The following is a 7,159-nucleotide window of genomic DNA, read 5'->3' on the forward strand; positions in this document are numbered from 1 at the left end:
GGCGTTGCCGGCCCACAGCATTTAAGGGTGACAATGCTGCGAAAAGCCGCGACGTCGCGGTCTCCAAACGCTGCCCGTCCTCGATGATCTGAGGACACGGAGGTTCCGACGTTGTCCAGGGTTCTCTACATCGGCGGCTGCACGCGCAGTGGCAGCACGCTCGTCGACCGCATGCTCGGCCAGATCCCGGGGTTCCTGTCCACGGGCGAGTTCGGGCTGCTCACCACCCACAGCCTGGTGGAGAACCGCCTCTGCGGGTGCGGCGAGCGTTTCATGGAGTGCGACTTCTGGCAAGCGGTCGGCGAGGCCGCCTTCGGTGGCTGGAAATCGCCTCAGGCGGAGGAGCTGGTCGCGCTTCACCCGCAGGTGACCAGGCAGCGGTACATCCCGCTCCTCTTCGCGCCCGCGCTTTCGCCGGCGTTCGCGAGGCGGCTGCGACGGTACCGAGCGTTGCTGCAGCGCCTGTACGACGCGCTGCACACGGTCAGCGGTGACGAGGTGATCATCGACTCGACCAAGGCACCCGCCTACGCGCTGGTGCTGCGCGGAGTCCCCGGCATGCACCTGAGCATCCTCCAGCTGGTGCGCGACAGCAGGGGCACGGCGTACTCCGCGACCAAGAAGCAGATCATGCGCGACAGCGTCGACCGCGTCGTCTACAAGCACAACTACGCACCGGCGGTGATCACCATGCGCTGGAACGTCTATCACCTGCTCTTCGACGTCATGCGCGCTCTCGGCGCCCGCGTGCTGGTGGCCAGGTACGAGGACGTCGTGCGCGAGCCGCGCACGCTGCTCGGCCGCATCGCCGCCTTCGCGGGCAGGCCCACCACCGACAGCGACCTGGACTTCATCTCAACATCGGGGGTGGTGCTCAGCGTCGATCACACCGCTGTTGGCAATGACATGCGGTTCGAGCACGGCAACGTCGTCATGCGCGAGGACGACGCATGGGTACGCTCGCTGCCGCGCTCCAGCCGGCGCGTGGTCACGCTGCTGAGCTGGCCCCTGCTCAAGCGCTGGAAGTACAACTGAGCCGGCGCCGGCGCACTATCGCGCCAGCGGCGGCTCGTCGTGTCAGCTGAGGGTCAACCCCCGTTGGCCACGCGCGGAGCGGGGCTGGCGATGGCCTCCTCTTCGTCGGATCCCTCGCCGACCGCGGTGATCAGCTCCACGTTGCCGTCGGCCACGTGGAACTCGATGACGCCGCCACGGTTGACCGGCACGCGCCAGCCCTCGCCGGCTGCGCCCTCGAGCTTGGCGATCAGCAACCGGATCATCACGGCGTGGGACACGGCGGTCACTGTCTCGCCCTGGTGTCGTGACCCGATCAGCTCCACTGCCGCAAGCATCCGCTCCTGCGCGTCGGCGATGCGCTCCCCATCGGGGCAGACACAGCGCAACGGGTTGGTCTTGTAGAGCTCAAACGCACGCGGATCGTGCGCGGCCGCCTCCTTGGCAGTGAGCCCCTGCCAGATGCCGTAGTCGAGGTTGATCAAACCCTGGAGGATGCGGATGTCGGGGACGCCGGCCTCGTCGGCGATGATCTGCGCGGTGGCGATGGTGCGGCGCAGCGGCCCGGTGTACACGGCGCTCAGGCCGGCCGGCGAGAGCGTGCGCGCAGCGTCGACCGCCTCCTGGTAGCCCTGGGCATCCAGGGGGACGTCGGCCCGTCCGCGGTAACGGTTCTCGACATTCATACGCGTCGTGCCGTGGCGGACAAGGAAGACGCGGCATGGTCCTTCCACGGCGTTCATACGCGGCGAGCGGACGTACTCCAAGTTGGTCATTGCCTTCCCCCCTCCCCCGGCTGGACCGGGACACGTTGTTCGACCGCCGATGGCCCGTGGAAGAGGGTATCGACGGCTTGATGGCTTGTCAATGTCGCGGCTGCGTCATGCGGATCGCCCGTCAAGTCAACGGTAGTCAGGTGCGCCGCGTTGCCTGGGAGGAAACGTCCGCTGACGGGGTCGTCCTCGAACAAGGTGCCGCGTCTGAGCGCGCGGTCCAACCAGGCGCCCGCCAGCATCGAGGTGAGCAGTGCGAGCAGAACCAGGTCGACGTAGAAGCGCTGCGCGATCACATGCGCGTCAAGCGCGACGGATGCCAGCACGATGGCCGGCCCTCCACGCGCGTTGAGCGCCACGGCGAGGTTGAGCGCGCTGCCCCGGCGCTCGCGGGCGATGCGCGCCCCCGCGTACACGCTCATCGCCTTGACGGCGCAGGCGAAGAGCAGGAAAAGCGCGAAGAACGCGGGGTCGAACTGGTGGATGAGGTCGAGTTTGAGTCCGACGATTGCAAAGTACACCGGGATGAAGAACCCAAAGGCGAAGCTCTGTATCGTCGCCTGCGCGCTGGCGGCGGTCCCGGTGAGCGTGCCGGCGAGGAGTCCCGCGATGAAGGCGCCGAAGATCGGGGAGATGCCCAGGAACAGCGCCGCGCTGGTCATGGCCATCATGAACACGATCTGGAACGCCAGCGCGTTGCCACGGCCCAGGACATTGATGCGGTGCGACCCGAGGCGCTCGACGAACGAGCGTCCCAGCGCCAACGGCACCGCGAAAGCGGCGATGGAGACGACGACGTAGTAGGCGTCGGCGGCCGCCGAGCCGGGATGGATCGAGAGCAGGCTGGCGAGCGTGAAGTTGTCGCCGTGCACCGGTGCGACCAGACCCAGAGCGATGCTCAGGATCACATAGAGGACAAGGTCCTCGATGACCGCGACGCTCAGCACGATGCGCGCGAACGACGTGCCGAGGATGCCGAGGTCGGCGAGGATGCGAGAGATCACCGGGATGCTGGTGACAGCCACGCCGCAACAGAAGACGAGCAGGAACGCGGTGTTGTTCTGCGCGGTGCCCACCAGGTGACCGGGGTTGAACACACCGAGGAAGAGGGCTCCGGCGGCGAACGGCACCACGTTGCCGAGCAGCGCGATCAGGCTCGTCGTCCGGCCCTCACCGGGGCGGCGCCGAGCGCGCAGCGCTGCGCCGGCGCAGTACATGAGCAACAGCTGACCCAACTGGTAGACGGCCCCGAGCACCGCCGTCGTCGACGCGCTGCCCGCCGTCAGCTGGTGGGCGAGGTCGGGGCGCAGCGCGCCGAGGACGGTGGGTCCGAGGAGCAGGCCGCCGACGATCTCACCGGCCACCTGCGGCTGACGCGCGCGCCGAAAGAGGAAGCCCATCCCGTGCGCGGCGATGAGGATCACGCTGAGGGCGAGCAGGAGGTGGAGCGTGGCGAAGTTGCTGAGACTCACGTGCCGTGATCCACTACCGCACGAACCGCCGCGAGGATGGCGTCCTGGTGCTCGGGGTGGCACACCACCTGGTCGGGCAGCCACGGGTTGGGCTGGTTGTAGCGCAGCGGCGACCCGTCCGCGCGCGTCGCGCACAGGCCGGCACTCAGTGCCACACCGACCGGGGCCGCCGAATCCCATTCGTACTGGCCGCCCATGTGCACGTATGCGGCCGCCTCGCCGCGGACGACCGCCATGGTCTTGGCGCCGGCAGATCCCATGGTCACCAGCACCGCGCCGAGGCGGCGGGCGATCTCCGCGGCGGCCGGGGGCGTGTGCGACCGGCTGACCACCAGCCGCAGCGGGCCGCCCGAACCGGCCGGCAGCGCCGGCGACGGCGAGGTACCGAAGACCAGGCCCGCCGCCGGCAGCGCCACGGCAGCCGCCACCGGTGTCCCCTCCTCCACCAGCGCGACGTGGACAGCCCAGTCCGCGCGGCCGGGCTCACCGAACTCCCGGGTGCCGTCGAGCGGGTCGATGATCCAGACACGGCGCTCACCGAGCCTGCGGGAGTCATCCGTGCCCTCCTCAGAGAGCACGGCGTCCCCCGGCCGCAGCTCCGCGAGCAGCTCCATGATCAGCTCGTGCGACTGCCGGTCTCCCCGGTCGCGAAGTTGCTGAGGGTCAGCGTCGGGACCGGCGCCGTCGCGCAGGGCCACCAGGGCGCGCCCCGCCTGCTCAGCGATCCGCCGGGCGAGCTCATGGTCGCACTGATCCCCAGCGCGGACCGAGACGGCAGCGTTAGAAGCCACCCTGCGAACCCCCTGCTCACGATTCGACCAACCCGATCGCCCGGCGACGTATCCTACGAGACCACGTGGCGACGCCCCGGACCAATCGCTTCATTGTAGCCAAAAGCGTCGCATCGTCAAGGGACCAAGTCGGGCAGAGCCGGGGACTTGACGACCGACCTCCCGACCGGCAGAATCAGTCAGACGCGCCTAACGCTCCAGCAATCGAAGGGTCGACGGGTAGGGGGGAACGCAGCCGGATGCACCTGGATCTCACGCTCGCACTGGCGGGGCTGATCGTCGGCTTCGTTGTCGGCCTCACCGGCATGGGTGGCGGGGCGCTGATGACGCCGATCCTGGTCGTCGTCTTCAACGTGCAGCCGCTGGCCGCGGTGTCGAGCGACCTAGTGGCGTCCTTCTTCATGCGGCCGGTCGGTGCCCTGGTGCATCTCCGCCAGGGGACCGTGAACCGGGGCCTGGTGAAGTGGCTGGTGATCGGTTCGGTGCCGTCGGCCTTCGTCGGGGTGCTCATCCTGCGGGCCATCGGCCGCGGGCATCGGGTGGAGGACGCCGTGCAGATCATCCTGGGGGTGGCGCTGCTGGTGGCCGCCGGGGCCATCGTGGTCAAGGCGCTGCTCAACCTCCGCCAGCGCGCCCGCGGCGAGCACCTTACCGTCGCCGATCCCTCGGCCATCACGGTGCGCCCGGTGCCGACAATGCTGATCGGCGCCCTCGGCGGCTTGGTGGTGGGCATGACATCGGTCGGATCGGGCTCGCTGATCATCGTGCTGCTGCTCTTTCTGTACCCCCGGATCCGCGCCTCGCAGCTGGTCGGCACCGACCTCGTCCAGGCGATCCCACTGGTGGGTGCGGCATCGCTCGGCCACCTGCTCTTCGGCGATTTCCGTGTGGCGCTGACCGCCTCGCTGCTGGTCGGCAGCATCCCCGGCGTCTACCTCGGGGCCCGCATCTCAGCGCGCGCGCCCGCACGGCTCATCCGCCGGGTGCTGGCGTTCGTGCTGCTGGCGTCGGGGCTCAAGCTCGTCCAGGTGGGCAACGTCGAGCTCGGCGTGATCCTGCTCGCCGTGGTGGTGATCGCCCCGGTGGTGTGGATGCTGGTGCGGGCCACCGACGGGCTGATGCCGCGGCGCGCGCGTGCCCAGCTGGTGGCCGCAGGCGAGATGGGCCGGGAGCAGCTGGTGGCCGCAGGCGAGATGGGCCGGGAGCAGCGCGCCAACTGAGGACCGGGTCCCTGCTATCCTCGGCTGCGCAAACCAATCCAGGGTGCCGTCGAGGCAACCTCTCGCCAGAGACCGCAGGCGGGGCGCCGTGCTCCTCAATCTCCTGCGGTAGGTGAGTGAGCGAAGCGGTTGAGCGTCCGGCGACGCGCTGTCCGCGATGCCCACCTCACACAGCGGTGGGTGTCGCCGGAGGCTCCTGCACCAGGAGGAACGCATGTCCGCGAACGCCGCCGAGGTGAGCGGCACCCGCGCCGGCCCACGCAAGCGGGAGGCGGTGGAACGCCTCACCGACAAGCTGACCCGCGCCACGTCCGCTGTGGTCACCGACTACCGCGGCCTGACCGTGGCCCAGCTCGAGGAGCTCCGCGCTCAGCTGCGCACCCAGGGGGTCGACTACGTCGTGGTCAAGAACACCCTGGCCCGCCGCGCCGCCGAGTCAGCCGGGGTGCCCGCGTTCAGCGAGGTGCTCGTCGGCCCGGTCGGGCTGGCGCTGGGGTACGCCGACCTGGCCGTCCCCGCCCGGGTGCTCAGCGAGTACTTCCGGGTCAACAAGCGCCTGCCGTCCGTTGCCGGCCTCGTCGAAGGCCAGGTCCTCGACGCCGCCGCGGTGAAGACCCTGTCCGAGCTGCCCTCTCGCGAGGCGCTGCTCTCCCAGCTCGCCGGGACGCTGCAGTCCCCGCTGACCCAGCTCGCCGGTGCGCTCGATTCGATCACCGCCACCTTCGCGTCGACGCTCGAGGCGTACCGCGACCAGCTCGCAGCGGCCGCATAACGCCGCCCACAGGAGACAACCAATGGCAACCAAGACCCTGACCCCGGAGGATTTCGTCGAGTCCCTCAAAGAGTGGACCGTGCTCGACGTCGTCAACGCCGTGAAGCTCATGGAGGAGAAGCTCGGCGTCAAGGCGGCCGCCCCGGTCGCAGCGGCCGCAGCCCCGGCAGCCGGCGGCGGCGGTGGCGAGGCACCTGTCGAGGAGCAGACCGAGTTCACCGTGGTGCTCACCGGGCCGGGCGACGCCAAGATCAACGCCATCAAGGCCGTTCGTGAGATCACCGGCCTCGGCCTCAAGGAGGCCAAGGATCTGGTCGACGGTGCCCCCAAGCCGGTGCGCGAGGGCGTGTCCCGCGAGGACGCGGACGCCGCCGCTGCCAAGCTCAAGGACGCCGGCGCCTCGGTCGAGATCCGCTAGACGAAGCGATCGGGCGACGGAGCGTCGCACTGATAAGGGCTCGCGCCGGAGTGGCGCGGGCCTTTTCCGTTTTAATGAGGCGGTGGGCCTGCTCTTCCAAACCACCGTCATCGACTGCAACGACGCCCGCCGGGTCGGCGGGTTCTGGGCAGAGCTGCTCGGCATGCCGCTGGAGTCGGACGACGACGGCACCGAGCACTGGATCGACTTCGGGCCGGACGGCCGTGACCTTTTGTTCCTCACCGTCCCCGACCGGAAGTCGGGCAAGAACCGCCTCCACATCGACCTCCGTCCGGACGACCAGGCCGCGGAGGTGGAGCGTGCTCTGGCCCTGGGTGCCCGTCACGTCGACATCGGCCAGGGTCAGCAGACCTGGGTGGTGCTCGCCGACCCCGAGGGCAACGAGTTCTGCATCCTGCGGGCGCTGAAGCCGGACGAGTAAGACCCAGCGCTGAGCAGAGGACCTCGCTGCGACGCGGCAACAACCCCAAACGCCCCAGCGCAGGCGGCGCCACCCGTGCTTGAGCGAACTCAAATCGGGGTAGAACTTCTCTCTCCAGGGCGCAAGAGACCATGCGGCGCCGATCGGCCGAGCTTTGGTACGATACGTCCTTGTGCCCGTCGCCGTCGGTACCCGCGCGCCTACCTTGTCGAGGGAACTCTAGCACATGGTTTTGAATGCTTCCAGACTGTCCACCC

At 69.3% G+C, this 7,159-nt stretch carries 8 protein-coding genes; 5 read left to right on the plus strand and 3 right to left on the minus strand.

The features are described 5' to 3' along the window. Nucleotides 1-111 precede the first annotated feature (111 nt). Nucleotides 112-1,035: a sulfotransferase gene (locus JF886_RS06575; RefSeq protein WP_337310785.1), complete on the plus strand. Its 924-nt coding sequence runs from the start codon at nt 112-114 to the stop codon at nt 1,033-1,035. 53 nt (nt 1,036-1,088) lie between these two features. Here JF886_RS06575 and JF886_RS06580 read toward each other — a convergent pair whose 3' ends face one another. From JF886_RS06580 to JF886_RS06590, 3 genes are read right to left on the minus strand one after another with little or no spacing between them, the layout of a single operon-like run. After that, nucleotides 1,089-1,790 carry a histidine phosphatase family protein gene (locus JF886_RS06580; RefSeq protein WP_337310787.1) on the minus strand — a complete coding sequence of 234 codons (702 nt, stop codon included), beginning with the start codon at nt 1,788-1,790 and terminating at the stop codon, nt 1,089-1,091. Then, nucleotides 1,787-3,259: a cation:proton antiporter gene (locus JF886_RS06585; RefSeq protein ID WP_337310789.1), complete on the minus strand. Its 1,473-nt coding sequence runs from the start codon at nt 3,257-3,259 to the stop codon at nt 1,787-1,789. The genes JF886_RS06580 and JF886_RS06585 overlap by 4 nt, the downstream gene beginning before the upstream one ends. After that, nucleotides 3,256-4,050: a 3'(2'),5'-bisphosphate nucleotidase CysQ gene (locus tag JF886_RS06590; RefSeq protein WP_337310791.1), complete on the minus strand. Its 795-nt coding sequence runs from the start codon at nt 4,048-4,050 to the stop codon at nt 3,256-3,258. The genes JF886_RS06585 and JF886_RS06590 overlap by 4 nt, the downstream gene beginning before the upstream one ends. 239 nt (nt 4,051-4,289) lie before the next feature. On the opposite strand from JF886_RS06590, the gene JF886_RS06595 reads away from it, so the two are divergent. The 4 genes from JF886_RS06595 to JF886_RS06610 all read left to right on the plus strand — a co-directional run bounded on the left by JF886_RS06595 (nt 4,290) and on the right by JF886_RS06610 (nt 6,902). After that, a complete protein-coding gene (locus JF886_RS06595) occupies nt 4,290-5,270 on the plus strand; it encodes a sulfite exporter TauE/SafE family protein (protein ID WP_337310793.1) in 981 nt (326 codons plus the stop codon). Nucleotides 5,271-5,484: 214 nt separating this feature from the next. After that, nucleotides 5,485-6,042 carry a 50S ribosomal protein L10 gene (gene rplJ / locus JF886_RS06600; protein ID WP_337310795.1) on the plus strand — a complete coding sequence of 186 codons (558 nt, stop codon included), beginning with the start codon at nt 5,485-5,487 and terminating at the stop codon, nt 6,040-6,042. Nucleotides 6,043-6,064: 22 nt separating this feature from the next. Beyond that, nucleotides 6,065-6,460: a 50S ribosomal protein L7/L12 gene (gene rplL / locus JF886_RS06605; protein ID WP_337310797.1), complete on the plus strand. Its 396-nt coding sequence runs from the start codon at nt 6,065-6,067 to the stop codon at nt 6,458-6,460. A gap of 82 nt (nt 6,461-6,542) precedes the next feature. Continuing rightward, nucleotides 6,543-6,902: a VOC family protein gene (locus tag JF886_RS06610; RefSeq protein WP_337310800.1), complete on the plus strand. Its 360-nt coding sequence runs from the start codon at nt 6,543-6,545 to the stop codon at nt 6,900-6,902. Nucleotides 6,903-7,159 lie beyond the last annotated feature (257 nt).

Source organism: Candidatus Aeolococcus gillhamiae (genome assembly GCF_016464765.1).
Taxonomy (GTDB): domain Bacteria; phylum Chloroflexota; class Dormibacteria; order Aeolococcales; family Aeolococcaceae; genus Aeolococcus; species Aeolococcus gillhamiae.

Coding starts and splice junctions, on each gene's coding strand:
- rplJ (WP_337310795.1), top strand. CDS start 5,485: ATGTCCGCGAACGCCGCCGAGGTGAGCGGCACCCGCGCCGGCCCACGC.
- rplL (WP_337310797.1), top strand. CDS start 6,065: ATGGCAACCAAGACCCTGACCCCGGAGGATTTCGTCGAGTCCCTCAAA.
- JF886_RS06595 (WP_337310793.1), top strand. CDS start 4,290: ATGCACCTGGATCTCACGCTCGCACTGGCGGGGCTGATCGTCGGCTTC.
- JF886_RS06580 (WP_337310787.1), bottom strand. CDS start 1,790: ATGACCAACTTGGAGTACGTCCGCTCGCCGCGTATGAACGCCGTGGAA.